21 protein-coding genes and 7 pseudogenes are annotated in these 24,993 nt (G+C 62.0%); 13 read left to right on the top strand and 15 right to left on the bottom strand.

Features of this window, described 5'->3' with window-relative positions; genetic code table 11:
• The first annotated feature begins 340 nt into the window (after positions 1–340).
• From J6497_RS41305 to J6497_RS28535, 7 genes are all read left to right on the top strand, one after another.
• Positions 341–748, top strand: coding sequence for a ParA family protein (locus J6497_RS41305; RefSeq protein WP_312010377.1), 408 nt, complete (start codon positions 341–343; stop codon positions 746–748).
• Positions 745–1,185, top strand: a complete 441-nt coding sequence (locus J6497_RS41300) for a ParA family protein (RefSeq protein WP_312010376.1) — start codon at positions 745–747, stop codon at positions 1,183–1,185. Before J6497_RS41305 ends, J6497_RS41300 begins: the two co-directional genes overlap by 4 nt.
• On the top strand, positions 1,163–2,149 hold the full coding sequence (locus tag J6497_RS28555; protein ID WP_225707598.1) for a ParB/RepB/Spo0J family partition protein: 987 nt from the start codon (positions 1,163–1,165) through the stop codon (positions 2,147–2,149). The genes J6497_RS41300 and J6497_RS28555 overlap by 23 nt, the downstream gene beginning before the upstream one ends.
• Positions 2,150–2,703: 554 nt before the next feature.
• Entirely contained in the window at positions 2,704–3,087 is a 384-nt protein-coding gene (locus J6497_RS28550; RefSeq protein ID WP_225707597.1) for a plasmid mobilization protein, read from the top strand.
• Positions 3,088–3,254: 167 nt separating this feature from the next.
• On the top strand, positions 3,255–4,160 hold the full coding sequence (locus J6497_RS28545; protein WP_225707596.1) for a relaxase/mobilization nuclease domain-containing protein: 906 nt from the start codon (positions 3,255–3,257) through the stop codon (positions 4,158–4,160).
• Positions 4,161–4,712: 552 nt separating this feature from the next.
• Positions 4,713–5,816, top strand: coding sequence for a DNA polymerase IV (gene dinB / locus J6497_RS28540; RefSeq protein WP_225707595.1), 1,104 nt, complete (start codon positions 4,713–4,715; stop codon positions 5,814–5,816).
• A gap of 66 nt (positions 5,817–5,882) precedes the next feature.
• On the top strand, positions 5,883–6,779 hold the full coding sequence (locus J6497_RS28535) for a 3'-5' exonuclease (RefSeq protein WP_225707594.1): 897 nt from the start codon (positions 5,883–5,885) through the stop codon (positions 6,777–6,779).
• Positions 6,780–6,946: 167 nt separating this feature from the next.
• On the opposite strand, the gene J6497_RS28530 is transcribed toward J6497_RS28535, so the two are convergent.
• The 8 genes and pseudogenes from J6497_RS28530 to J6497_RS42085 form a co-directional block, all read right to left on the bottom strand.
• Positions 6,947–7,396, bottom strand: coding sequence for a hypothetical protein (locus tag J6497_RS28530; RefSeq protein WP_225707593.1), 450 nt, complete (start codon positions 7,394–7,396; stop codon positions 6,947–6,949).
• Between the two features lie 53 nt (positions 7,397–7,449).
• Positions 7,450–7,584: pseudogene (locus J6497_RS42090) on the bottom strand (hypothetical protein); the annotation flags it as partial.
• Positions 7,585–7,837: 253 nt separating this feature from the next.
• Positions 7,838–8,725, bottom strand: a complete 888-nt coding sequence (locus tag J6497_RS28520; protein WP_225707592.1) for a LysR family transcriptional regulator — start codon at positions 8,723–8,725, stop codon at positions 7,838–7,840.
• Positions 8,719–9,726, bottom strand: a complete 1,008-nt coding sequence (locus tag J6497_RS28515) for a phosphonate dehydrogenase (RefSeq protein ID WP_225707591.1) — start codon at positions 9,724–9,726, stop codon at positions 8,719–8,721. The genes J6497_RS28520 and J6497_RS28515 overlap by 7 nt, the downstream gene beginning before the upstream one ends.
• Before the next feature lie 11 nt (positions 9,727–9,737).
• The gene (gene phnE / locus J6497_RS28510) at positions 9,738–10,556 is read right to left on the bottom strand and encodes a phosphonate ABC transporter, permease protein PhnE (protein ID WP_225707590.1); all 819 of its coding nucleotides are present in this window, start codon (positions 10,554–10,556) and stop codon (positions 9,738–9,740) included.
• Between the two features lie 16 nt (positions 10,557–10,572).
• Positions 10,573–11,433, bottom strand: coding sequence for a phosphate/phosphite/phosphonate ABC transporter substrate-binding protein (phnD, locus tag J6497_RS28505; protein WP_225707589.1), 861 nt, complete (start codon positions 11,431–11,433; stop codon positions 10,573–10,575).
• Positions 11,430–12,272, bottom strand: coding sequence for a phosphonate ABC transporter ATP-binding protein (gene phnC, locus J6497_RS28500; protein ID WP_225707588.1), 843 nt, complete (start codon positions 12,270–12,272; stop codon positions 11,430–11,432). Before phnC ends, phnD begins: the two co-directional genes overlap by 4 nt.
• Before the next feature lie 154 nt (positions 12,273–12,426).
• Positions 12,427–13,106, bottom strand: a pseudogene (locus tag J6497_RS42085) (nucleoside phosphorylase).
• A 214-nt stretch (positions 13,107–13,320) separates the two neighbouring features.
• On the opposite strand from J6497_RS42085, the gene J6497_RS28490 reads away from it, so the two are divergent.
• From J6497_RS28490 to J6497_RS28475, 4 genes and pseudogenes are all read left to right on the top strand, one after another.
• Positions 13,321–13,995 carry a molybdopterin-dependent oxidoreductase gene (locus J6497_RS28490; RefSeq protein WP_225707587.1) on the top strand — a complete coding sequence of 225 codons (675 nt, stop codon included), beginning with the start codon at positions 13,321–13,323 and terminating at the stop codon, positions 13,993–13,995.
• On the top strand, positions 13,928–14,344 hold the full coding sequence (locus J6497_RS28485) for a molybdopterin dinucleotide binding domain-containing protein (protein WP_225707643.1): 417 nt from the start codon (positions 13,928–13,930) through the stop codon (positions 14,342–14,344). The genes J6497_RS28490 and J6497_RS28485 overlap by 68 nt, the downstream gene beginning before the upstream one ends.
• 140 nt (positions 14,345–14,484) lie before the next feature.
• A pseudogene (locus J6497_RS28480) lies at positions 14,485–15,185 on the top strand (beta-ketoacyl synthase N-terminal-like domain-containing protein); the annotation flags it as partial.
• A gap of 225 nt (positions 15,186–15,410) precedes the next feature.
• A pseudogene (locus J6497_RS28475) lies at positions 15,411–15,547 on the top strand (peptidoglycan-binding protein); the annotation flags it as partial.
• Positions 15,548–15,558: 11 nt separating this feature from the next.
• Here J6497_RS28475 and J6497_RS28470 read toward each other — a convergent pair.
• The 4 genes and pseudogenes from J6497_RS28470 to J6497_RS28455 all read right to left on the bottom strand — a co-directional run bounded on the left by J6497_RS28470 (position 15,559) and on the right by J6497_RS28455 (position 20,553).
• A pseudogene (locus J6497_RS28470) lies at positions 15,559–16,876 on the bottom strand (HlyD family type I secretion periplasmic adaptor subunit).
• Positions 16,873–18,526, bottom strand: a pseudogene (locus tag J6497_RS28465) (type I secretion system permease/ATPase). Before J6497_RS28465 ends, J6497_RS28470 begins: the two co-directional pseudogenes overlap by 4 nt.
• A 1,139-nt stretch (positions 18,527–19,665) precedes the next feature.
• A pseudogene (locus J6497_RS28460) lies at positions 19,666–20,187 on the bottom strand (ATP-dependent DNA ligase); the annotation flags it as partial.
• Positions 20,188–20,553, bottom strand: a complete 366-nt coding sequence (locus J6497_RS28455; protein ID WP_225707586.1) for a hypothetical protein — start codon at positions 20,551–20,553, stop codon at positions 20,188–20,190.
• A 368-nt stretch (positions 20,554–20,921) separates the two neighbouring features.
• On the opposite strand from J6497_RS28455, the gene J6497_RS28450 reads away from it, so the two are divergent.
• Positions 20,922–21,104, top strand: a complete 183-nt coding sequence (locus J6497_RS28450; RefSeq protein ID WP_225707585.1) for a hypothetical protein — start codon at positions 20,922–20,924, stop codon at positions 21,102–21,104.
• Positions 21,105–21,534: 430 nt separating this feature from the next.
• Here the strand turns inward: J6497_RS28450 and J6497_RS42080 are convergent, their stop codons facing one another.
• Positions 21,535–21,720, bottom strand: a complete 186-nt coding sequence (locus J6497_RS42080) for a DUF6894 family protein (protein WP_376708282.1) — start codon at positions 21,718–21,720, stop codon at positions 21,535–21,537.
• 400 nt (positions 21,721–22,120) lie between these two features.
• Here J6497_RS42080 and J6497_RS28445 point away from each other — a divergent pair, with 400 nt between their 5' ends.
• Entirely contained in the window at positions 22,121–22,429 is a 309-nt protein-coding gene (locus J6497_RS28445; RefSeq protein WP_225707584.1) for a hypothetical protein, read from the top strand.
• Positions 22,430–22,742: 313 nt separating this feature from the next.
• On the opposite strand, the gene J6497_RS28440 is transcribed toward J6497_RS28445, so the two are convergent.
• Both J6497_RS28440 and J6497_RS28435 read right to left on the bottom strand, forming a co-directional pair.
• A complete protein-coding gene (locus J6497_RS28440; protein ID WP_225707583.1) occupies positions 22,743–22,934 on the bottom strand; it encodes a hypothetical protein in 192 nt (63 codons plus the stop codon).
• 14 nt (positions 22,935–22,948) lie between these two features.
• Positions 22,949–23,224 (bottom strand): hypothetical protein, encoded by a 276-nt coding sequence (locus J6497_RS28435; RefSeq protein WP_225707582.1) that lies wholly within the window; start codon positions 23,222–23,224, stop codon positions 22,949–22,951.
• Positions 23,225–24,993: the final 1,769 nt, after the last annotated feature.

Raw genomic sequence — 24,993 nt, 5'->3', positions numbered from 1 at the left:
CCTTTCCCCGGTCTTTCGGGTTAGTTTCTGTTTCGTCGCTCCACGGACTTCGCAACGTGGTGCAGCCCCAGAACACGTTGGTTTAAACCAACACGGCACGTGCAGCGCGGCTGCGCATTCGATTTCGGTTGTCTCCCGACAACGGCAATGTTGCCTGCTCAACCCTTGCGAACCGGTTTCGCACTCGGCGCCCTTTTTGGCTTGGCCGACCTGACTCTTCTGGCAGGGGATTTCGTGCCGGGTTTTCAAGATTATCCGGGAGGCGCTGGTTCGTAGCGGGTGTTGGTTCAAACCAACATCGGGATGAAGAGGCCGGTTTCATCAAGATCGTGCCCCGCGGGTGCCGCACGATTGGTGGGAGAAAATCGATGAAATGGGCTCAGATGGTCTCATCAAGGTTCGCCCGATGAAAACGATTGTCATCAACAATCAAAAGGGCGGCGTTGGCAAGACAACTCTCGCTGTGCATCTGGCCTGGTTCATGGCGGAGGCTGGCCGCCGGGTTCTGATGATCGATGTTGATGCGCAGGGCAACGCGACCGACACGCTCCAGCAGCATGCAGGGACGACCTCGGCGGCCGATTTCTTCAAGCCGGCGGCCCGGTTTATCGCTGGCGAAAGCAACGGTATCACGCTGGCGCCGGCCGACAGCTCCTTGACGGATATCGATCGCGGCAATGCTGCTGCCGTCATGACCCTGCAGCAGAATCTCGCCGATGTCGCCGAACGGTTCGATGTTTATGCGTGATCGACACCCCGCCATCGCTTGGCCTTCGCAGCGTCGCTTGCCTGGTTGCCGCCTCGCATGTGCTGGCGCCGATTTACCTAGAAGATTATTCGGTAAAAGGCGTCAAAGGCCTGATGCAGACCGTGATCGGTGTTCAACGACGATACGGTCGCCAGGACACGAGATTCCTCGGCCTGCTGCCTTCGAACTTTAATACCAAGTCGCCTCGTCAACGAACGCACCTAGGGCAGTTGTTGCGCGAAGCGGGCAAGTATGTGTTCCCAGGCCAGATTGTTGCACGAGACGGCTATGCCGAAGCCGTCGCGGAACGGGTGCCGGTGTGGAGCTTAAAGCGCCGCTCGGCGCAAGAAGCGGGTCGGGAAATCCGCGCGGTTCTCGCCAGGATCGCAGAACAGCTTGATCAGGAGACGACTAGTGACGCTCGATCTCAGCTTTAGGGAACTCGTCGACGCCGCCGCAAACCCTAACGCAGCCTCCGGGCGGCCGCTTTTGGTCGCGATCGATTGCATTGACGAAGACCCCGATCAACCACGCCGTAACTTCAGCGAACGGGAACTGGAGGAGCTCTCACAATCGATTGGCGAACATGGCGTGCTGCAACCCATCACGCTTCGCCGCTCCGATGAGAATGGACGCTACGTCATCGTCATGGGTGCGCGCCGGTACCGCGCTGCGCAGCGCGCGGGGCTGCATGAAATGCCCGCATTCGTTCAAGGCGTCGGTTCGCCGGACCGATACGCGCAGATGATCGAGAATATCCAGCGCGATGATTTGCGCGCGCCTGAAATCGCGACGTTCATCGCAGACCGGTTGAACGTCGGCGATACCCAAGCGGATATCTCGCGCAAACTAGGCAAGCCAAGAGACTGGGTGTCACGCTACGCATCGGTTCAAAGCATGCCGGAATTCCTCCGAGCGCGACTTGAGGGCAGTTCGATCCGTGCTCTTTACGAACTCTACCAAGCCTGGCGCACGCATCCTGACGAGATCGAACGGCTATGCGCGATGCAGGACAGCTTTACCGACGCGCAGGCTCGGCAACTGGCCCGCGACGTGCGCGCTGAGGCCGGCCGCGCCAATGCCCAGAGCGAACCGCCTGCTGGACCACGCCGATCGGAAAGATCCGATCTCCTCCCGGAAGCACTGCTTCCGCGCGCCGCTGCGAAAGGCCGAGGGGCAGCAACTGAGGATCAACCACCAAAAACTCGCGTCGTTTCACAATCGAGGTCGGCAGCATCGTTGGCAATCAGGGTTCGGTATCAGAACCGGGCTGGACAGCTTGTTGTTGATCGGCTTGCGACGCAAGGCTCCCGTCACGCTGTGGTGTTGGTCGACGGTGCGGAGCAAGCAGAAGAGTTTCCAGCCTCGGCACTCACGATCGAGGAGATCCTGTCGAGATGAGCTTCTTTGGCAGTCTTGTATCCGCGAAGACAGACTACCGGTGTGTGGCGGCAGAGCGACTTTCCCATTCGAAGGATGGCGCGTTAGCGCAGCAGCCGAAGGCCGAACGCGCTTCCCATAGCGCTGTAGAGAGGCCGCAGGCTGCTGGAAAGTCGCGGTCCACATCGCCTATGTCAGTTAGTGCGTCCGGTTCCTTTGTTGCCGGCGGATCGGGGCTCGCGGCGGTTATCTCGTCTAAGAGGGACCGCGGGCCGAATTTGGCAGAGAGGGCAGGGGGCGTCCGTCGCTTCGCCGTCGCGAGCCCTGAACACAAAGAATGTTGGTTTGAACCAACAGCAAGGGGTAGGTTTTTCTGCTTTCTAGTGCAGGATAGGCTTCGCGCCAGCGATGTATTACATCGCGATTGGGATTGGAGTGCATGGCTCTGATCTCGCTTCGCGTCTCCCGACGAAGTCGCGGCGGCGTTCTCAGTTCTTGCAGCTACCCAGGGCGGGAAATCCGCGCTGCTGCGGCGTCTCATTGCTGATGCACTAGCTGCACCAGCGCCCCGCATCTTGGCGTTGCCGGTCGGACGGCCGGAGAAGGTGACGGTGCGATTTCGCGAGAGCGAGATGCGGCAGCTCGCGGAAGTCTCACATCAGCGTGGAATGACGCGAACCGGCTGGATCGTTTCGCTGGTGCGCTCGCGATTGGCGTCACCCGTGCAGCATTCCCCGGACGAGCATGACGCGCTTCGCGCGATCGTTCGCGAGCTCAACCGAATCGGCGGCAACATCAACCAGATCGCGCGTGCCGCAAATACCAGTGTGCTGCAGGGCAGGGCGGTTGAGCCCGATCTATCCGCAATTCAAGAGGCCAAACTGGTCATTGAAACGGAGCTCGCGCAACTACGTAATGCGCTGCACGGCAACGCGGATTATTGGGATGGACGGCGATGAGTCGACGCCACTCGCCGCGGTCAACCGAACTAGCGTCCGAACTTCCGCCGATCTCGTATGTCTGGGAAACGCCAAATCGGCGCCCACGGCGGGCCGAGTGGGATATCCCGGAGTCGGCCGCTCCTGGTCGCCTTACGCCGGCGATGCGTGCAAAGCTCGAACGCATCGTGCGCCGAGCACCAGAGGTGATGGTCAAGATCACCGGTCGCACGAAGGGCGTGGCGCATCTCAAGTCGCACCTCGCATACATCACGCGAAACGGTGAGCTCGATGCGGAAACAGAGCAGGGCGCGACACTGGCGGGTCGTTCCGGATTGAAAGACCTGCAGCAACGCTGGGAGGATGATGCCGGTCTCGACGACAAGCGCCGTCGTGATGGATCGCTTTCGATCAACATTATTCTGTCGATGCCGGCTGGCACCGACGCCATCGCAGTCAAGGATTCAGCCCGGGCATTTGCCATTGAGACGTTCGGAGACAATCACGACTACGTCTTCGTCCAGCATCTCGACGACAAGCATCCCCACGTGCACTTGACCGTTCGGTCCCTGGGCCATGACGGCGAGCGTCTCAACCCCCGCAAGGCGGATCTTCAGGCCTGGCGGGAACGGTTTGCTGGCGAACTCCGAATTCGCGGAATCGCGGCGGAGGCAACGCCGCGGCGAACCCGCGGGCGGGTTCGAAAGGCCGATCGCGGGGCGGTGCTTGCTTTGCGCAAGCGAAAGATCACACCCGATGTCGATCGGCTTGCTCGCAAGGAGGTGCTTTCGGAGGTGAGGGGCGGCAGGACTGCCAAACATCCTTGGGACGAACAGATCAAGTCACGTCAGGACGAGATTCGGCGGCGTTATCTCGACTATGCGGCCGAGCTACAGCGCTCTGGATTGGCAGCAGATCAGGTGCTAGCGCGACAGATTCGGCAATTCGTCAACGACATGCCTGCTGTCGAAACCCGCCGGCATGCGCTCAAGAACGAGCTTTCGGAGCTTGCCAATACTCGGCTCCGCAGCGCGGAGCAGGGCGTTGATGCCGACCAGCGTGACGAAACGCGAGGCGATGAGCGGACCAGATAAGCGAACCCGCAGTTTTGGGCCAGATTTCTTCGAGCTAGGCCCGATCTTCCGGAGCTATCGAGACGCCTGGAATATATCCCAGTTGCTGTTCCATGGCGGCCAGAGTCAGGCGGGCTGAATCCAGCTTCGCAGTCGCCTCGCTCAAGCCCGCTCGATGCGCGGCGGCTCCAGCGATTTCGAATCCCTACCCTGTGCTAACCGCGGCTCGCGGATCGTCGCCACGGGCGAGAAGGAAGACCCGGCGCCGGCCGCTTGTCCACGTGTTCCGCCCCGGCCCACGCTTCCTCTGACCGTGACACCCACTATCGCGAAGCCAGCATTAAGATCGGTCCCGCCGGGATGAATCCTTCCGCCGGCGTCGTTCCCGGCGCACGCCCGCGATCGCGCCTATGATATCGCTCGTCGGGATCCGCGGGCAGGCATTTCTCCCGACGAAGCCACAGATGCGATCACAGAGCTCTTGGATTCGGTCGGCGATGCCTGCCGCGAGTGTCCGCCCAAGGATGTGGTCTAAGCTGCGACGGCTGGACGGCGAACGTCTATAATCTAGGGATGGTCCGGTCCGATTCAGAGCAAGGCGACCCGAACGCGCCTCACCGCAAGATCATCCATATCGACATGGATGCGTTCTATGCGTCCGTGGAACAGCGCGATAATCCGGACCTGCGTGGAAAGCCGGTCGCGGTGGGCGGCTCGGCAGAGCGCGGCGTCGTGGCGGCCGCGAGCTACGAAGCCCGCAACTTTGGGGTTCGCTCTGCGATACCCTCGGTGACCGCGAAGCGACAATGTCCCGACCTGATCTTCGTCAGGCCGCGCTTCGAGGTCTACAAGGCGATCAGCCGGCAAATACGCGAGATCTTCGCCGAGCACACAACGATCATCGAACCTCTGTCGCTCGACGAGGCCTATCTCGACGTGACCGAAAATCTTCAAGGCGTCCCACTCGCCAGGGACATCGCGTTGCGCATCCGCGAGAAGATCAAGGCGGAGACCGGCCTCAACGCCTCGGCCGGCATCTCCTACAACAAATTTCTGGCGAAGCTCGCTTCGGATCACCGCAAGCCCAATGGTCAGTTCGTCATCTCGCCTGAGATGGGGCCGGCCTTCGTGGAGGCGCTTCCTGTAGGCAAATTCCACGGGATAGGCCCCGCAACGAGCGCTAAGATGAATGCCTTGGGCATATTCACCGGTCTCGACATGCGCAACCAGACGCTGCAGTTCATGAACGCGAACTTCGGCAAGTCGGGCGCCTACTACTATTGGATTTCGCGCGGCGTCGACGAACGGCCTGTTCGAGCCAACCGCACCCGGAAATCCGTCGGCGCGGAGAATACGTTCTCGACCGACCTTACCGAAGCCGAGGCCATGATCGCCGAGCTTGAACCGCTGATCGACAAGGTCTGGCGACATTGCGAATCGGCCGGCACGTGTGGGCGAACGGTGACGCTCAAAGTGAAGTTTGCCGACTTCGAGATCATCACGCGCAGCCGATCCGCCTCTTCGGCTGTGGCCAACCGCGATGGCTTCGCCGAAGTGGCCATAGGCCTGCTGCAGGATAACATGCCTTTTCCGAAGCCGGTTCGGCTTTTGGGGGTGTCACTGTCTTCCTTGCAAGTCGGAAATGGTGCGGAGCCGCAACTGGATTTCGGGCTTTGATCCGGAATAGATTCACGGCGGTCGCCAAACCCGCTGCGCAGGTATGCGAGGGGCAGTAAGAATCAAATGCTCGAAGCTGATTTAACTTTGGCCGCGATGGCCGAAAGGTTGGCCAAATCCGCCGACTACCGCGTCCTTCGGCGCCTGGTTCACCGCGAGACTTCCACTCGGATCACAGGTCAAAGCACCAAGACAGCCATCCTGCTCGACGTGGAGACGACCGGCCTAGACCAGCACAAGGACGAGATCATCGAGCTCGGAATGGTCAAGTTCGACTACCTACCCGACGGTCGTATCGCAGGGCTCCGGGATGTCTTCTCCTCATTCAACGAGCCGTCCGAGCCGATCCCGCCGGATGTAATCGCACTCACCGGGATCACGAACGAGATGGTCGCGGGCCATCGGATAGACGAGGTTGCGGTATCATCGTTCGCAGAAGATGCCGTGATCGTAATCGCCCACAATGCCGGATTCGACCGCAAATTCGCCGAGCGCTACTGGCCGACACTTCAGCGCAAAGCTTGGGGGTGTTCGGCGACCGAGATCGAATGGCGAAAGCACGGTTTCGAGGGCTCGCGCCTCGGCTACCTGCTGAACGGTGCCGGTTTCTTTCACCAGGCTCACAGGGCGGTTGACGATTGCCACGCTCTCCTCGAGATCCTTGCGTTGGAACTGCCGACAGCCGCCGCACCGGCGCTTGGCATCCTGCTCGAGCAGGCTCGCAAAAAAAAGATGCGAGTGTGGGCCGAGCAGTCGCCGTTCGAGCTCAAAGACGCGCTCAAGCGGCGCGGCTATCGTTGGAGCGACGGCAGCGATGGCAGACCGAGGTCATGGTACGTCGACGTCGACGAAAGCAAGCTCGACGACGAAATCGCGTTTCTCAAGGCCGACATTTACCTTGGTGAAGTGGAGCCGCGCCTGCAGACCTTGACTGCATTCGATCGATTTTCGATCAGGGCGTAGGTTCAGTCCCCGAGTCGGACGACGCGGCCTCAGCGTCCAAGGGGCTTCTCGACGCGCTTGCGGCTGTTTCCGATCTTCTTGACGGCCCGCTTCACGGCTCCGGCCCAGCCACGCTTTGACGCGGACCGCGGGGGCCGGGGCCGCTTCCACAAGCGGGAGGCTTGATATCACTCCGGCCGCGGGATGATCTGGTGATGGGCGTCCACGCCAATGCGGCCGCGCTCCATTCCGTGCGGCTGGCCGCCGCTGTTGTAGATGACGAGGATGGCGTTGTTGTGGGTCGGCATGCTCGGCAGCGTCACGGTGACGCTGCCGGTGCCGTCGGCCTTCGCGGTGAAGCTGTTCGTCTTCCCGGCGCCGTCCATCGGCGTGAAGCTGATTGGCTTCGTGTCGAAATGGTTCTCGAAGAGGCTGTAGCTCGCGTTCGGCTGCAGGTTCTTGAAGGTCGCCTCGAGCGTCACCTTGCCGTCCTTCTCCGTGATGGAGACGGTTCCGGTGGCGGCCAACCATGACTGGAGATCGAAGCCCAGCGGCTTATGCTCGGCGTTGAACAGCTTCGACGTCTTGGGATCCTGGTCGATGAACGGCGGCCGAATGCCGGCGACGGCGCGATCCAAACCCAGCGGGCGGGCTGCGCGAGCAACAGACTGAGGATCATGATATACAGGGCGGCTCCGATGTAGCCGTCCGGAATGCCAAAGGGCCGCGCAAACGGTGCGTCGGCGACGCCCTCGCACTGCTCGCCGAGGAACGGGCAGACGAGGCGACCGACCAGACGGCTCTGATACAGGCCGACGTAGAACATCGCTGCGGCGCTCCCCGCCGCGATGGCGAATGCGATGTAGCGGAATTCGATCGCCGTAGCCGCCCGACGGATCGCGCGGCATCGATAGGAATGGTTCGATCGAGCTTCGAAAAGGTTACGGTCGTCGCGCCGATTTTAGTCACGCGATTGGGCAACAGTCGGTCATGTGTGTGAAGGCTAGGGCGCAGTGAGCGCGAGGGATGGGCCCATGGCGGGTAGCCAAAAACCGCTGTTTGTGCGCGACCAGCGCCGCCTAGTCGTAGGCAGCCGGGTCCGTCGGCAGATCGTTGCGGATCAGATGAGATACGAAGGGAGGAAATGCCGCGCTGCCTGTATTGCGCCAGATCACGAAGATGTCCTTGTTGAGCTCGGGCCTGACGGGTATCGCTCGCAGGCTGCCGCTGGCGACCTCCTCGGCGACGGCCGATCGCAGCACCAGGGAAACGCCGAGGCCCGCCTTCACCGCCTGCTTGACCGCTTCAGTGCTGCCGAGTTGCAGTTGAGAAACGCGCGGCCTTGGCTCGCCCGGCCCGAAATAGGCATCAAGCAAACGGCCGGTCCCTGTGCCGGGCTCGCCACCAAGCAGGTCAAGCGTTGCGAGTTCGTCCTTGTGGATCTCCCGGCGATCAGCCAGGGGGTGCGCAGGCCGGACAATGACGACGAGCGGCTCGCGACGCCATTCCTTCCAAAGGAAGCCCGGCCGCCTGTCCCACCATTCCATCACGGCCACGTCGATTTCCGAATCCGATAGTTTCTGCGCAATTACCGGGTTGCGGTCGATCGCAACGTCGAATGACACCGGATCTCGCCCGTCAAGATAAGTCCTCAGATAGGGCTGAAGCACGTAGATTCCGACGTTCGAGCTTGCCCCGATCCGCTGCTCGCCGCGCTGCACAGCCGCAACCGCCCTCTGATGGATCCGGATGAGACTTTCGGCATAGGGGATGAACGCGGCGGCGGCCGGCGTCGGCGCGCAGCCCGAGCGGCGACGGGTTAGAAGAACCACACCGAGTTGCTCTTCAAGCTTGCGGATCTGCTGCGAGACCGTCGGTTGCGCAAGTTGCAATTGATCTGCGGCGGCCTGAAAGCTCTTGTACTCCACCAAGGCAAGAAAGGTTCTCACCCAGGTCAGGTTCAACATGCGGTTTCCCTCAGCACGGCAATATCATTGATGGCGTCGTCCGGCCGTTGCCCCAGCAAAGCCTGGCGGATATTGGCGGCGGCCCGCAACTCGATCGCGAGCCGGACGCGCCGTACCGCCGAACCCATATGTGCCGTGAAGAGCGTGTCGGGACGCGACAGCAAGGCCGGCGCGATCTTGGTTGGACGATCCGCGCGGGCCCAGTCCTCCATCTCGAACACATCGGCGGCATAGCCCGCGAGTTGGCCGGCCTGCAGCGCGGCCAGGACTGCGGCTTCGTCCACCACCGATCCGCGGCATGGATTAACCAGGAAGGTGCCGTGCTTCGTCAACTTGAGGCTTTCGGCGTTGACGAGATGTTGCGTCTCGGCCGTGAGCGGCAGCGCGAGGATGATGGCGTCGGCCTGCCGCAGCAGCGCTTCGCATTCGCACCAGGAAAGGCCCAGCCGCGCCTCGGCATCCGATGCGATCCGCGCCCGATCCGTGTAGAGAATACGGGCGTCCCAGCCACGCAACCGATCGGCGACGGCTTGGCCAATCGCCCCCATCCCGACAATGCCGATGGTCGATCCCGCCATGCCTAGTCCATAAAATTCGGGCCGCCATCCAGCAAACTGGCCGCTGCGGACCCAGCCGTCACCCTGCCGGATCTGGCGCGTGATGCCGATCAGCAGGCCAATCGTCAGCTCTGCCGTCGGGACGGTCAAAAGGTCCGGCACCACCGTGAGCCAGACGCCTCGCGCGGTGCAGGCGGCCACATCGAAATTGTCAAAGCCCTTCAGCGCAGCGCCAACGATCTTCAGCCGCGGGCAAGCTGCCAGGAATGCCGCGTCGATCTTGTCCGGCATGAACGCCATCATCGCATCCGCGCTCGCCGCTCGTCGCGTCACCTCCTCGCGCGGCAGCGTCTCGGCTGTCTGATTGGCAACGAGCTCGCCGCAAGGCGCGAGATATTCCAGCACCTCCTCGTGCACCCTGTGAGTCAGGACAATCTGCGCCATTGCGGTCCTTCCTATTTGAAGCTGCGGCGCAGATAGCCGCTGAACCAGTCCACGATTGTGACCATCGCCAGGATCACCAGCATGACCGCGCTGACCTCGCGATACTGCATGATGCGCAGCGCGCCCATCAGTTCGAATCCGATGCCGCCGGCGCCAACCATCCCCATCACGGTCGAGGCGCGGAAGTTGTACTCCCAGCGGTAGATCGAGGTGTCGGCAAACTGCGGCAACACCTGCGGCAGTACGGCGTGATAGAGCACCTGCAACGGCATCGCGCCGGCCGCCCGCGCCGCTTCGACCGGCGCCTCGTCGACGTGTTCAATCGCCTCGGCAAAGAATTTTCCAACCATGCCGACCGAATGTAGGCCGAGTGCCAGCACGCCCGGAAGCGCACCAAATCCGACCGCGGCGACGAACACGATGCCCATGATCAGCTCGGGGACCGAGCGCAAGGAGTTCAACAGCGTCCGCGCACAATGGTAGACGATCGGATGCGGCGAGGTGTTGCGCGCAGCGAGAAATGCCAGTGGAAAGGAGAGCAGAACAGCTACGGCCGTGCCGGCGATGCTCATGGCGAGGGTATCGACGAGCGGCTTCCACCAGCGCATTGCGTTGCCGAAGTCCGGCGGGAAGGACTCGCGCGCGAGCGTGAGGATCGCGGGCACGCCGTTGGCGAGCGTCGCAAAATCGAGGAGATTGACATACCAGGCCGCGGCAACGACGACGGCGAGCACGATGCCGGCATGGACCACGGCGCGCAGGCGCGCCTGGCCATATGCCGCAACTCGCGCGCCGCTGTCAGGGCGACCGGGAACCGCGACGTCGGTCATCGTGCTCAGATCCGCCTTACATCGTTGCGAAGTCGAGATTCAGCAGCTTGCCCATCTCACGGATCACGTCGTAATCCTTGTCCGTGATCGGCGCGAAGCCCTCTGCCTTGAAGTTCTTCAGCACTGCGGGATCTTTCAGGGTGAGGAAGGCATTGCGTAGCTTGTCCTTCAGTTCGGGCTTCAGATCGGAGCGCATGGTCCAGGGATACTGCGGATATTCCTGGCTGTAGCCGAGCACCTTGACCTTGCTTGCGTCGATCACCTTGCGCTCGACGAGACTGTTCCAGATCACCTCGGAAAGGCCTCCCGCGTCCCCGTTGCCGTTGGCGACGTTTGCAGCGACGGCGTCATGCGAACCGACGAAGTGCTGCTGGTAGTCGCGATCGGCCAGCAGGCCCGCCTGCGCCAGCATGGTTTTCGGGATCAGGTGGCTCGAGGTAGAGGCGCGGTCGCCGTAGACCATCTTCTTGCCTTTGATGTCAGCGAAACTCGTCACCCCGGACTTGACGCTGGCGATCACGACGGACCGATAGGTCGGCTTGCCGCCTGAGATCATCGCGGCAAACGGCTCGATCTCGCTCTTGCTCCTGGCAAGCACGTAGGAGAGCGGCCCGAAATAGGCGATATCGATGCGGCCGAAGCGCATGGCCTCGATCATCGAGGAATAATCGGTGGTGACAATGAGCTCGATTTTCTTGTCCAGCGCCTTTTCCAGATAATCCTTGAGCGGCTGATTGCGCTTGATCAATTCCGAAGCGTTCTCGTCCGGCAGCAGGGCCACCTTCAGCAGTGCCGGATCGGCTTCGGCTGCAACCGTCGGACGCGCCAGCCCGAAGGCAAGCGTCACACCGACGAGGAATCCGAGTACGTATTTCACAGCGACGTCTCCATTCTGGGTTCGAGGAAGGATGGGGCGAAGGATGCTTCGTTCGTGTCGGTCTTGTTTATCGCGGGCGGCCGGCCCTGACCGCCGTAGATGCGGCCAAGATGCGCATCATTCAGCTCCGTCGCCGATCCGTCGAACACCACCTGGGCATCGGCGAGCCCGATGACGCGGTCGGAAAATTGTCGTGCGTATTCCAACTGGTGCAGCGAGACGACCGCGGCGATGCCATCCTGCCGGCAGATCGATCGCAGCAGGTTGAGCACGGTCTCGGCGGTCGCGGGATCAAGACTGGCGACCGGCTCGTCAGCCAGGATCATCGCTGGCTCCTGCGCCAGCGCGCGCGCAATGCCGACCCGCTGCTTCTGACCGCCGGAGAGCTGATCGACGCGGGTGAGAGCCTTATCGCTGAGCCCGACACGATCGAGGCAGCGGAGCGCAAGCTCAATGTCGGCACGCGGCAACGGAAACAGGCTGCGGATCGTCCCGTGAAACCCAAGGCGTGCCGTCAGCACATTGTCGAGCGCAGCATGTCGTTCGATCAACTGATGATGCTGGAAAACGAAAGCGGTGCGGCGCCGGTGCTGGCGCAGCGAATGGGCCGGCCCCAGGGTGCCGAACTCGCGCGAGATCACGCGGCCCGTGGTCGGCAAGACCAGATGGTTGACAGTGCGTAACAACGTCGATTTTCCGGCCCCGGAACGGCCGAGCAGCACGGTGAATTCGCCGCGACGGAAGGTAAGCCGGGTTGCCCGCAGCGCGGTGACGCCGCCGGGATAGGTGACGCCGACATTATCCAGCTCGAGAATACCGTCCTCGCCGCGGTCGCCCATGTATTTGCCTTTCGCAATTTGATGAGCAGGCAGATTACGATCGGCAATACGCCTACCGCGGTCGCGTGACAGCGCAGTGACAAGCTTGCAATGATGGACAACTCAGATTTTGCGCCGAGTATCTTGGCAGGTAATCTCGTCGGCTCTGCTCAATCTAATTCCCGGTCCGTGAACCAGGCGCGCGCTGTCGCGGAGAGGACGGCAAGCGTCGCCTTCGCGCCATCGGCCTCTCCTTTTTTTCGAAGTCCCCTTCCGTCTGCGCCATGGCGTTCGTGACATGAGCAAAACACACGACCGGATTGTCCGTGGCGGCACTGAACGCATACAGGGCTGCCGCTTCCATTTCGACGGCGAGCACCTCCAGATCGCGCGCGTGCGAGATGGCGGCCTCGGTCTCGCGGTAAGGCGCGTCCGTCGTCCATGTCGCTCCGCGGTGGAGCGCGATGGTCGGCAGCGCGCGAACGCTGTCCTCCACGCCTGCGAGCAGCTTCCCATCGGGGCATCGGCAAACTTCGACGGCGGAAGATAGTGGTAGCTCGCTCCCTCGTCGCGCAACGCTCGATCGATCAGGACAAAGTATGGGGTTGGTCCGATCGGGGTGATTTGTCCGGCGGACGTGACGCTGACGAGCAGCCGACAGCCGGACGCAAAAAGCTGTTCGGCCACGAGTACCGCGAACGGCGCGCCTACGGCACAGCCGACGATGCCGACCTCGCCAAGGCCGTCAAGTTCGGAGGCGAGCAGCTCGGTATGATAGCAGGCCCATCCTTCATGGACCTTGCCGGCGTCCGTCCGCTTGAGGTGACGGGCGACATCACCGTCTGGATCGAGCACGCAGATTTCGGGGACAGCGACGAGCGGCAACTGCCTCTGCCGGCGCGCCTCCCTTAACAGGGCTTCGGGTCGGAACACCGAAGGAGCGGAATTAATACGGCCGTCGGATTGCGTCGCCTGCGCAATCCATTTGAGGGCGACAGGGTGCGATGGCCGGACGACGCGAAGCCCTCAGTCCGGCGCGAGGCGCTCGATTCAGCTCACCGGCTGCTTCATGGCGAATCCGTCGACCGTCTTCAAGGCCATGGCCGGCAAGGGGCCGTATCCGGTCAAGTCGCTGTTCTCGCTCGGGAACAACACCCTGATGAGCTACGCGAACATGCCGCTCATCCTGAAGTCTTTGCTGAACCAGGACCTCAACGTAATCCATGAGCAGTTCATGACGCCGACGGCGCAACTCGCCGACTACGTGCTACCTGCCGATAGTTGGCTCGAAAAGCCTTGGATCATGGAGGGTTACGGGTGGTCGTCGGTCTATCGTCCGTCCCAGAAGGCGATGGAGCCGCCGGGCGAGTGCAAGAGTACGTTCGAATTCTGGAAGCGGACGGCCGACGCGCTGGGGCGTTCCGACGTCGTGCCGTGGCCGACGCTCGAAGCGCTCTACGACTGGCGGCTGGAGAAGGTCGGCATGGGCTTCGAGGAGTTCGCCGAGACCTACGAAGTCTACGCGTACCGGCCCGGCTTCAAGAAGTACGAAAGGTTGCTTCGCGACGCCGAGCGGAAAGGTCGAGCTGAAGTCGTCGGTTCTCGAGAGCCTGGGCTTCGATCCGCTCCCCTATTATCGGCCCGATCCGCCGGTGGACCCAGAATATACGCTGAAGATGTTCACCGGCGTGCGCGAGGACGAATACTTCCAAACCGGCGGTCGCCACATTCCCGAGCTGCGTAAGCGCAAGCCGGAGCCCATATTGTTCGTGAGCCCGACGACCGCGGCCCGAGCCGGCGTCGTCGGAGAGTGGGTCGCCGTCGAGAGTCCGACTGGTCGCATCGAGATCAAGGTTGGCGTCCGCGACAGCATGCCGGACGGGCTCGTCCGTATCCCGCACGGCTGGTGGCGGCCCGAAGCCGAGTGGGGTCTCGACCGGAAGCTTTCCGATGCGCTCCGGTTAGCCGACGCCATGCTGTGTCCGGACGACGAGGACTACCTCGATCGCGAGCAGGGTATCCCGCACCTGAAGGGATTGCCGTGCCGCATCGCCAAGCTGAGCCAGCGGAAGGCCGATCAAGGAGCACCATGATGACGCAATGAAACGCTACCGCCGTGGTCGTCGGCGCCGGCGACTACATCGGCGCGGAGATCGCGAAGAAGTTCGCCGCGGAAGGCTTGACTGGTTCCAAAAAAGAACTGTAAGGAGCTGGTCGAAGTATGCATTCCACCGCGATTTGCAGCGGCGCAGAAGCCTGCATTGATCGCGTCAGCCTCGGCGGCTTCACGGCAGCTCACGCACTTTCGTCGGGCTTCAACGACACGCCGGAGCGCGCGTCACGGCCGTTCGACCGCGACCGATTCGTAATGGGGGAAGGCGCTGGCGTCGTGGTGATCGAGTCGCTCGATCACGCGCTGGCGCGGGGTGCGGAGCCGATTGCAGAATAGATCGGCTACGGCACCACGTCGGATGCGTTTCACATGATCGCCGGGCGCGAAACGGGGATGGCGCCAAGCGGGCGATGCAAATCGCCTTGCAGCCGGCGGGAATTTCCGCGCGCAACATCCAGTATCTCAACGCGCACGCGACGTCGACCCCCGTCGGCGATCACGGCGAACTGGAAGCAATCAAGACAATCTTCGGCACCAATGGCGGCGTCGCCGTCAGTTCAACCAAGTCCGCCACCGGCCATCCGCTCGGTGCCGCCGGTGGCCTGGAGCCGATCTTCGCGATCCTCGCGCTACGCGACCAGATCGCGCCGGCAACGCTCAACCTCGACAATCCAGATCCCTTCGCGCGGAGCCCTGGCCGGGAGCTCCGCAATGTTGGCGTGGAAGCTGAATTCATCCGCGCTGACGTCCGCCACGAAGACGAAATCCGCGACCCATCGGAGGCGCGGCCTAACTCGAAGATATCCTGTTCTAGAGCATGATCCGGAAAAATGGAAACCGGTCTTCCGAAAAGATCATGCTCAAACGAAAAGATAAGATCATGATGCGGTTCCAGTGGATTTGACGGGATACGGCCTCGAGCACGGCCGACCGCGGCCAGCTTGCTGGCGGCTGCCGCGGTCATCGCATCATCGCCAACGCGCTGTTCCTGCAGGCTGGACGGCATCCATCGCCGATGTTCGGATCCGTGGTCGCACTGCCGCGGCCCGACCGGCACCATCGGTGCGGACACCCAGGCCGCGATTGCGAAATTCGAGCGCGACCGCAGTTGCCGATGACCGGGCAGATGTCGGATCGCCTGGTGCGCGAACTCACCGCAATGATCGGCCACCCGGTCGAGTAGCGGCGAGGCCGTCAGCGCTCGCGAAACGCACGCGCGATCTGATCCGACAACGGCTTGACGAAATAGGACAGCACGCTCCGATCGTAGGTCCTGGCAAAAATTTCCGCGGGCATTCCGGGAAGCAGCTTGACAGTGCCCAATCGCGCCAGTTCCTCGGGCGGGATCGAAAGCCGCGCCGTATAGAAATTCTGCCCGGTGCGCTGATCCGACGTCACGTCGGCCGAGATGCGGCTGATCGCGCCCTGGATCTCCGGGGTGGTTCGCTGATTGAAGGCGGAAAACCGCAGGCTCGCAACCTGTCCGACATAGAGCTGGTCGATGTCCTGCGGCGAAAACTTGGCTTCGACCGTGAGCAGGTCGGCCTCCGGCACGATCAGCATGACGGGGTCGGCCGGGCTCACCACCCCGCCGATCGTGTGCACGTTGAGCTGGTGGACGACGCCGTTTTGCGGCGCGCGTATGTCGACGCGCTTGAGCTGATCCTCGGCCGTCACCTTGCGCTCCACGAACTCGCCGATCTTGCCGTCGATCTCGCGCAATTCCTTTGCGACCTCGCTGCTCAGGTCCTGATCGATCTGAAGGATCTGCAGCTCGATCTCGGAAATCTTGCCGCGCACTTGCGCGGTGGAGGCGATCGACTGGGCGAGTTCGCCCTTGAGACGGGCGGCCTCGCGCTCCAGCAGCGTCAGCCGGTTCATCTGGATCAGATTCTTCTGCCACAGCGCCCGCACGCCGACCAGTTCGCGCTGGATCAGCTCGATCTCCTCCGACTTGGCCTGCTGCAGAGCGGCATAGCCGCGGACTTCGTCGTCAAGCTGGGCGATCCGCTGGCGAAGCTGGGATTTCTGGCCCTGGCGCGCCGCGCGCCGCGCGCCGCAGCTCGAACAATTTGGTCTCGCTCTGCAACGCCGAGGCGAATTCCGGCGATGGCGGTGCATCGAGCAGATCGGGTGCGACCACGATGCGCTCGGCGCCGTCACGTTCGCTGGCAAGGCGGGCCTTGCGGGCCCGCATCTCGTCGAGGCCCTTGGTGTAAATTGCAAGCCCCGCGCGCAGCACGGTTTCGTCGAGCCGAACGAGGGTGTCTCCCGCTCGGACGTGGTCACCCTCGCGAACCAGCAACTCGCCGACGATTCCACCGGTCAGGTGCTGGACTTTCTTGACGTTGGAATCGACGACGACCAATCCTGACGCGGTCACGGCGCCGGATAGTTCGGTGGTGGCGGCCCAGCCGCCGATGCCGAGGGTCAAGACCATCGCGATGACAGCGCCGCCGATCAGGTGATTGCGCAGGGTGCGGACTTCGCCGCCTGATGATTTGTCGGTCATGTCGATGTCGCGGTTTGAGGAACGACCTTCAGGGACGCCGCGGGCGCCGGTTCTCGCCGCGCCAGCAGCGAAAGCACTTCTTCTTTCGGTCCGAACGCGTGCTGCCTGCCCTGCATCATCGACATTACGAAGTCCACCGCGGCGAGGGCGCTGGAGCGATGCGCCACGATCACGACGATGCCTCCTCTCGCCCGGACCCCGAGAATTGCCCGTGTCAGCGCCTCTTCGCCTTCAGCGTCCAGATTCGAATTGGGTTCGTCGAGAACGATAAGGAAGGGGTTGCCATAGAGTGCGCGGGCCAGGGCCACCCGTTGCTTCTGGCCGGCCGAGAGCAGCGCGCCCTGTTCGCCGATGTGGGTGTTGTATCCTAAGGGCAGGCTGACGACGAGTTGATGGATTCCGGCCGCGTTCGCCGCGGCGAGCACCTGATCCATCGCGGGATCCGGCGCAAATCTCGCGATGTTTTCGGCGATCGCGCCCTCGAACAGTTCGACGTCCTGCGGCAGATAGCCGATATGGTCTCCGAGGGCCTCGGGCGGCCATTGCTCCAGCGACGCCCCGTCGAGCCGAACGACACCGCGCGACGGACGCCATGCGCCGACGAGCGCGCGGACCAGCGACGATTTTCCCGATCCACTGGCGCCGATGATGCCGACCGCACTGCCGGCCTTGAGGAAGAAGCTGACGTCGGCGACCAGAAGCTTTTCCGACTCGGGCGCCGTCACCGACAGCTTTTCCACGGTCAGGGCCCGGGTCGGGGCAGGCAATGGCAGCTGGGCCGTAGCGGCGGGCAGCAGCGCCAGCAGCTTCTCAAGACGCTGCCAGCTCTGGCGCGCCGCAACGAAGTTTCCTCTAGTTTCCGATCGCGAGATCGACGGGCGCGAGCGCACGGCCGGTCAGGATCGAGCTGGCGATAATGATCCCTCCCGATGCCTCCTGATGAATGACGAGATAGGCGCCCACCGCGAGGACGGCGGACTGCAGCATTATGCGCAGGATGCGCCCGGTGACCCCGAAACCTCCGGAGATGTCGCCGGCGCTCTTCTGCTGCCTGCGATAGGCGAAGCCGAGCTGGCGCTACCGCGCCAGCAAGCGCGCCGACATCGCCATCGACACCAGGACCTCGGCGTTACGCCGGCTGGCATCCGCCAATCGGTTGCGGGCAGCCGCATAGTTCGAAGCCTTTTGCACCGATTGGCGGGACAGGCGATCGGTGAGCAGCGTCAGGAACACGAGCACGATTGCGCCACCGAGCGCCGTTACCCCGATCAGCGGGTGGAAGGCAAAGCAGATGGCGAGATAGAACGGCAGCCATGGCAGGTCGAACAAGGCGGCCGGGCCGGAGCCTGACAGCACCGAGCGTATCGTATCGAGGTCGCGGACCGGCTGTAGGCCGTCGCCGCTGCCCCGGGTGCGTAGCGGCAGGCGCACCACCAGATCATAGACACGGTCGCTCAAGCGCCAGTCGATCTGGTTGCCGATCCGAACCAGCATGCGCCCGCGGGTGAGTTCCAGTACGCCCTGGAAAAGGAAGAGCAGGGCCGTGATGATCGCGAGGCCGATCAAGGTCGGAACGCTGCGGCTCGGCAACACGCGATCGTAGACTTCGAGCATGAAAAGCGAGCCGGTCAGGCCCAACAGGTTGATCAATCCGCTGAAGGCGGCAATGCCGACCAGCGCGGCGCGGCACGAAGCAAGCGCGGCGTTCCGATCCTGTCTCGGTGGCCGCGGGACGCCGGCTTGCCTGCGCAGTTCGTGTCACGAGCGATTACTCCGCGGATCAAAACGCCAGGAATCGGGAAACACCAAAGGTGCCGGCCCGAAAGCCAGCACCTTTGACGCGTTTGTCTTGAGAAGACCGGCGAAGCTGACGCTCCACCGGCCAGGATAGGTCGTCACACCAGGTACTGGTGGATCAGCTGGAGCTGACCGCCTTCGTATCGTTCGCCGGCGACGGAGAAGTGGGCCTGGGTATCGATCAGGTAGACATTCTCGCCAGCGTTGCCGAGGATGTGCGTGATGTCGATCACGCCGGAAGCTTCCTCGTCCTGGGTCAGGAAGTTGGTCGCTCCTGTCAAGAAGCGGTCCGGATCGTGCTGGGCGAGTTGGGTCAGCACGTCGGTGGCGGGATCGTATTGCCAGACCTTGCCGAGATGAGCGTTGTTGCCGACGTCCTCGCAGAGGGTGACGCGGCCATACGAGTCGACGGTGATATTGTCGAACATCTGCTGGCCTTCGGTGCCGTTGAGAAGCAAGTGGATGGTGCCGCCGGCAGCCGGATTGCTGGCATCGTTGAAATCCGCCGCCCAGAGCTGGCTCGGAGAACCGAAGGCATTCGTCGTCACGAAGTAGAAGCGGTTGGGATTGAGGGTATCCCAGGCGCCGTCTTCCGGACGCAGGAACGAGGTTACGCTTGCCGCATCGATCTGGGCGCCGGTCATGCCGTTGACCTCGTTGAGATCGATCATCGTGAAGGCGGAGCTTTCGTCCGCGCCAAGCGGGCTCGAGCTATTCGGCGCGTTGTTCGCACTGCCCTCAAAGTCGACCACGTGGATACCGAACAGATGGCCGCCGGTCAGACCCGCCTGCTCGATCGCATTGCCGGTCGCCTTTTTGTCGCCGGCATAGAAGTAGACCTGGCCGTTCGTGCCGTCGTCCATCATGGCGACGATCGTCCGGTCGCCGGTGTGCGCGTTGGCGACGACGTTCTCGTAGGCCATGTTGCCGAGCCAGGCGAGTTCGTAGCTGTTGCCGTCCTGCGCGCCGCCGACGATGTGCGCAAACGCGCGGCCTTCAGCGCCGGTTTCTTCGCCGTTGAGGAACAGTCGTCCGTTGAATCCGAGCCCGGTGCTCGCGTTGTAGAACGCCAGCTTCTTAAGATGGGTCTTGCGTTCGACCAGCGGCAGCTTCCGAAGGTCATAGCCGTTGAGGTACAGCAGATCGAAAGCCACCATCACGATCTTGGTGGACCTGCCTTTCAGCTCGTTCTGCAGGACGGAGAAATCCGTGGTCCCGTCCTGCGATGGCACCACGACCTCGCCGTCGATGATTGCCCAGCCGGCATTGATCTCATAAGCGTCGGCGGCAATCTTTTTGGAGCGCCTGGTCCAGTCGTAGCCGCGCCGGGTGAATATCCTGATCGCCTCGTTGGCTGTGTGAAGCTGGACGCGATAGCCATCGAACTTGATCTCATGAAGCCAGCGCGTCCCGGAGGGCACTCGATCGACCGGGGCGGCCAATTCAGGCTCGATGAAGCCCGGGTAGGGCGCCTTGATGCCGATCGCCGCCGGCTTCTTACGCTGAAACGCCACTCAAATAACTCCAATACGAAAGGCTGACAAATTGGAGGTTGCGACCTTTCGTTCCAACTGCAGTTGACGATGGGAACGGATCATCGTGACGCCGGTTGGCGCGATGGGCAGCAGCTCTGTGAGGGAAACGATGAGGATTAAGACGATCAGTTTAGCCGCAGTTTTTGTATTGTCATCGGCCGTCGCAATGGCGCAAACGGGCAGCAGCGCTGGAGGTAGTTCGCAAGCTGGCGGGCCGGCTGGTAGTAAAACCACCATAGGAGAGTCCATGAGTGGCTCGACGACCGGAGGCGGCGCGAACATGAAGAACAGCAGGACGGGACCAGCCGCACAAAGCTCGGCCCCATCCGCCAAGGAGCCGAGCACCCAAGGAGCCGGTCCAGCCGGGGCGCCTGATCGCAAGGGCGACGCCGCATCGCCCGGAGGGGTGATGAAGAAGTAGTTCTGGTCTGACGTGTAGACTGGGCGCCCGCCCGCAGCTGGGGCCGTCCGCGCCTCTCCCACTCGTGGAAGAAGGCGGCCCAGCTGCCGGGTCGCTCCAATGCCTGCGCTCTCATCGGATGATTGGGCGCCGCGGAGCCGATCCTCGGCGACCCCGAGCCGACATGGGCGGGAACTGATGAGGCGTCAGCTCGTTCCGGGAAGCAGCAGAATGCCAATCGTTGGCGAGCCGCACTCGCTAGGCCGTTTGTTAATGGGGGGCTAATTGTGTCGGCGCAGAGGAGGAAGACGCGATGTCGACTTCAAAGAAGCCGCTGAAACCCAAAGATTTTCCGGTGAGTGCCGAAGGCAAAAAGATCAAGAAGCAGGACGGCACCCCGATCGCGACCACGGAAGATTCACCTATTGCTGACGAGGTGGCCGAGCGCCTCAATGAGGACGAAGCCCGCCGAGAACAAGATAGGTGGTCGGCATGATCGTCGTGAATAGATGTACGACGGCCGGCCCATGCGACTAGCCGCTGGTCAACGCGCCGATCAAGTCGAGGAGCGCGCGGTGCTCGGGAACGCTAGCTCCATCTCGAAGAAATTCGCCAATGGCCGCGTAGGACACCTGTCCCCCAGGTCTTGGGTTCGGGTGATGCCTCACGACGACCGCGGCCGCCGCAAGAAACAGTCCCCACCTCCTGGACAGGCGACCCGCTCGCCCGGCGGGCAGGACCATGGTCCCGAACGGCGCGTGAGCCCCACTTGCGACAGCTACTGCATTTGCCGAGATTAGAGGCTGCGCTCTCGGCGTAAACCAAGTCGCCACGTCGCAGCGATAGTCGACAGCACCACTCGAAGTACAAGCACAAACAGCGTGATCTGAAGCCAGATCAAACCGCCGAGCTCTCGGAAGACGAACTCAATCCGTGGTCGCCACGGCGGTCTTGACAACGAGGGTCCAGCTTCCTCCCGGCTGAAGCGATGATTCGATGTCGCGGGTCATCAACAAAGCTTCCCGCCAAACAGCGCGAGCGTCTCGAAGCTCCGTTCCGCTTTCGTCATGAAACGGGAACGTCCCCTCGATGTGCAAAAAGTAGCGAGGCATCGACCGCAAACCGCGACGTTCTAGGGCGCAAAACAACGACCTTCCGCAGCCGTTCCTAAACGGCTTCGCTATCCGGAACGTTAAACGAGCGGGTGAATTGAGGGCCTGAGACCGGACCAATTGGCGGCAGGGGAGCGAGCGCGACCAGTGGATCGGCCATGCCTGACGATGCAGATATTTGCCGCACGCGAGCCGAGCAATACCGGCAACATGCTGCGAAGACGGTTTGTCCGATAGACAAGCAGCAACTGCTACGGCGTTCGGAAGAATGGCTGAGGCTCGCACAGCGACCCTCATTCGGGGACGACATGGCTGCCGACGGCGGTCAGGCTATCGGGGCCGCTGTCAGGCATCCACCGGTTCACTGAGCGTCCGCAGTCAGGATGAGAAGGGAAGAACCATGAAGACGATCTATTTCGCTTCGGTTTGCGGCGCCACCCTTTTGGCAGTCACCAGCTTCGCAAACGCACAAGGAACGGGTGTTAGTGCAAACCGCGATCAGGGCGTGACGCCCAAGCAATGCTGGGATGTAAGCAGTAACATCATTCGCGAAAAGAACCCGGCTTCCGCTGGTGCATCATCGTCGGGAAAGGCACCTGAGACTACTGTGGGTTCAACCACGTCCGGCCCCACCAGTTCTGGCGCCTCTGGCTCAACCAGCTCCACCGGAAATGTGTCGGCGCGTCCGGCGGGAATGCCAGATTGCTGAGACACACCCTCTGTGTCGGCCTGTTTAAGCCGATGGCCGCGGCAAGGCAAGCTTTGGCCGCGCGCGACGACAACGATGTCGTGATTAGCGACCGCTTCGCACCGGTGATGCGAGGGGCGAAGGCCTAGTGAAACTCGCTCGGAAACGTTCACTCGCATCCGCTGTTGCGGGCGAGCACAGCTTAGGTGCCGTCGCGCGGAGCTGATTGGTCACGGCATTAGCGCACAGTCCATGGCCATGCCAACGAAGTTGCGGTTTTGCGGCCGATCAAGCCGCACGAACCATTATCCGGCTTGTGCTTAGGTGAGCGCGGTTACTGCGCTTCCATCACCCGGCGATACGCTTCGTTGACCTTTGCCCGGTCTTGGCGATCCTCTTCCGGCAATTCCATGACGGCACGGTGCAACTCGGCTGGGATCGTCTCCAGGCTATTGAGTGGCTTTTCAGTCCACTGCCAAAAGCGCTCCAATGCGTCGTTCCATAGGCAATCAAAGAAGGCAGCCATCACAGACAGGTCCTCTATGGTCCCTCTTCAGCTTCCGGGTCTTTTCGCTTCGGATTAAACTCGCGGACGTGGCCGCGGTTCAGCGCCCGCATAATGCCGATGCGCGCGAACATCGTGGGGCCATTCAACTCCACCACCAACATAAGCGCCTCCATAGCGGCTTGCCATTCCGGCGCGTTGGCTTCCTTCGCGGGGAGGGCGGTGATGTACTTCGCAGCGTCGCGCAGGCAGGCCAGCTTCTTGCCGTTTGGCAGCGCTGTTGGTTCTGAAAACCCACTCGACCAAGGCAAGTTCTAACGAACACCTTTGTCGTAGTTAATGGAGGTCCCGGCAACGCCGCGGCGGGCACGTCGCCGCGCAATTGCGATGCGCGCGTCTCGTGCTCTCTTTCGGCGCCTGACACGCGCTCTCGCTTCGGCCTGCTGCACTTGCCTTCTAAGATCGTGAAGTTCCGCAATACGTTGGGTCATCGCCCGGATACGCTTACGCAGAGCGTCGGCTGAAATGCCGCTGCAACCACTCATAAATACCACCTATAAACACTACTAAAACTACATATAAACGGGGGTTAGTATCATGGACGGCTGCGCTCGCTCAACAAGACTTCTGGCCGAGACATGGTGCTGAGGCGCGCGCCACACCCTGGGGCGCCGCTCGCTTGAATATTGAGATGTGCTTCGCGATTCTGCTAAAGCAGCCGTACTTTGCACAATCGGAGTTGAAAATTGAAAAAGAGCAAGAAGAAGCCAATTCGTCGCGAGTGGAGTGCTGAAGATCTTCGCGTTCTCAAAAGGCATTCAAAGGCTCGGACGCCTATCGTGAAGGTTTCAAAGGAGCTCAAGCGAACCGTCGGCGCGCTACGCGTGAAAGCTTCCCAACTCGGCCTTGGGCTTGGCCATCAACGATAGTGGAAACGGCTCCAGTGTTGGGGCTGGGGCCGCCAACCTGATTGGGACAGGTTTTCTTCCGGCCGGGGCGCTTTCGTGGGGAATGTGCGGCCGGAAGCCGGGAATCGACGATCACCGACCGATTTCGTTCCTGCTTGACCAGAGACGGTGAGGCGCCCGCTTTCGGCTCCCAGCGGTTAGCGGCGTGCCGGACCTTGGGACTCGCTGGTGCTCTCGTCGGTGCACACCTGCGCTCACCCGTAGGTCTCCGCAATCTTACCGCCGCGAATTTCATTCCCTCGTTGCACGCTTCGGTATTTAATTGCCCTCGTATTACCTGATTATATTTTCGAATGGCCCGGCAGGCGTGCTGCCGGATTTTTTGTTGCTATCCGGCCCCTTTAATCCTTCAACCCTGATGGAGGCTAACCGACTTGGTTCCGCGGAGGCCTGCGCCTGTTCGCCCGGGTTAAGCGAAGATGGACAAGTTCGTGCAGAAAACGCCTCTGTCGATGCAAGCACGCCGGACAGATGAAAAGCTGCTGACTTCCAGGTGGATCAGCAACGATTTCGATTGTGTCTCCCCGTGGCGGCTTACCAACCGCTAAGGAGATAAATTCTCGGCAGTCTTCATTCTCGCAATACAGGCCCGAATTTTCGGTCCCCGCAATGCCCTTGCTTGCATTCAGGGGCTCCGTCAGGCTTGTCCTCAGATGTATTCGGCGAATGGTCATGAATGATCGCCACAAGCTCACATTCCAACCAACTCGGTCATCCTTTCTTTCTTCCGGCCTCACAAACCTTTTAGACCCCTCTTAGTATTAGACCCCGCTTAGTAGAAGTGCCCTTCGACATCGTCCCCGACCTGCTGGGTTCATCCAACCCGAGCACACGAGGTGCAAGCGCGCCGGGAAACGGCCCCAGAACCGCCGGGGCCGCCAACCTTGGAGGTTTTCCTCCGGCCTGGGCTGAGGAGTCGGCCGGAAGCCCTAAGTTGACTCCCGGCAAGCCGGCTTCGTTCCTTAAGGCCGGTCTCGGCTCCCGCTCAGTGATCTCGCGGCAGCGCCGGCCACCAGGCTGAGGCGGCCTTACTCTTTCGGATCGGGATGTAGCTCGCGCTTTTGCGCCTCGTACCGCTCTATCAGCAGCGCTATGCCCGATTGGGTCAACTG

The sequence above is a fragment of the Bradyrhizobium cenepequi genome (genome assembly GCF_020329485.1).
Lineage (GTDB): Bacteria > Pseudomonadota > Alphaproteobacteria > Rhizobiales > Xanthobacteraceae > Bradyrhizobium > Bradyrhizobium cenepequi.
This window is presented reverse-complemented; position numbering and strand designations above follow the sequence as displayed.

What these genes read in the sequence shown, in the direction of transcription:
- dinB (WP_225707595.1), top strand. Translation starts at nt 4,713, where the DNA reads ATGGTCCGGTCCGATTCAGAGCAAGGCGACCCGAACGCGCCTCACCGC.
- J6497_RS28535 (WP_225707594.1), top strand. Translation starts at nt 5,883, where the DNA reads ATGCTCGAAGCTGATTTAACTTTGGCCGCGATGGCCGAAAGGTTGGCC.
- J6497_RS28520 (WP_225707592.1), bottom strand. Translation starts at nt 8,725, where the DNA reads ATGTTGAACCTGACCTGGGTGAGAACCTTTCTTGCCTTGGTGGAGTAC.
- J6497_RS28515 (WP_225707591.1), bottom strand. Translation starts at nt 9,726, where the DNA reads ATGGCGCAGATTGTCCTGACTCACAGGGTGCACGAGGAGGTGCTGGAA.
- phnE (WP_225707590.1), bottom strand. Translation starts at nt 10,556, where the DNA reads ATGACCGACGTCGCGGTTCCCGGTCGCCCTGACAGCGGCGCGCGAGTT.
- phnC (WP_225707588.1), bottom strand. Translation starts at nt 12,272, where the DNA reads ATGGGCGACCGCGGCGAGGACGGTATTCTCGAGCTGGATAATGTCGGC.
- J6497_RS28490 (WP_225707587.1), top strand. Translation starts at nt 13,321, where the DNA reads ATGGCGAATCCGTCGACCGTCTTCAAGGCCATGGCCGGCAAGGGGCCG.
- J6497_RS28485 (WP_225707643.1), top strand. Translation starts at nt 13,928, where the DNA reads ATGTTCACCGGCGTGCGCGAGGACGAATACTTCCAAACCGGCGGTCGC.
- J6497_RS28450 (WP_225707585.1), top strand. Translation starts at nt 20,922, where the DNA reads ATGTCGACTTCAAAGAAGCCGCTGAAACCCAAAGATTTTCCGGTGAGT.
- J6497_RS42080 (WP_376708282.1), bottom strand. Translation starts at nt 21,720, where the DNA reads ATGCCTCGCTACTTTTTGCACATCGAGGGGACGTTCCCGTTTCATGAC.
- J6497_RS28445 (WP_225707584.1), top strand. Translation starts at nt 22,121, where the DNA reads ATGAAGACGATCTATTTCGCTTCGGTTTGCGGCGCCACCCTTTTGGCA.
- J6497_RS28440 (WP_225707583.1), bottom strand. Translation starts at nt 22,934, where the DNA reads ATGGCTGCCTTCTTTGATTGCCTATGGAACGACGCATTGGAGCGCTTT.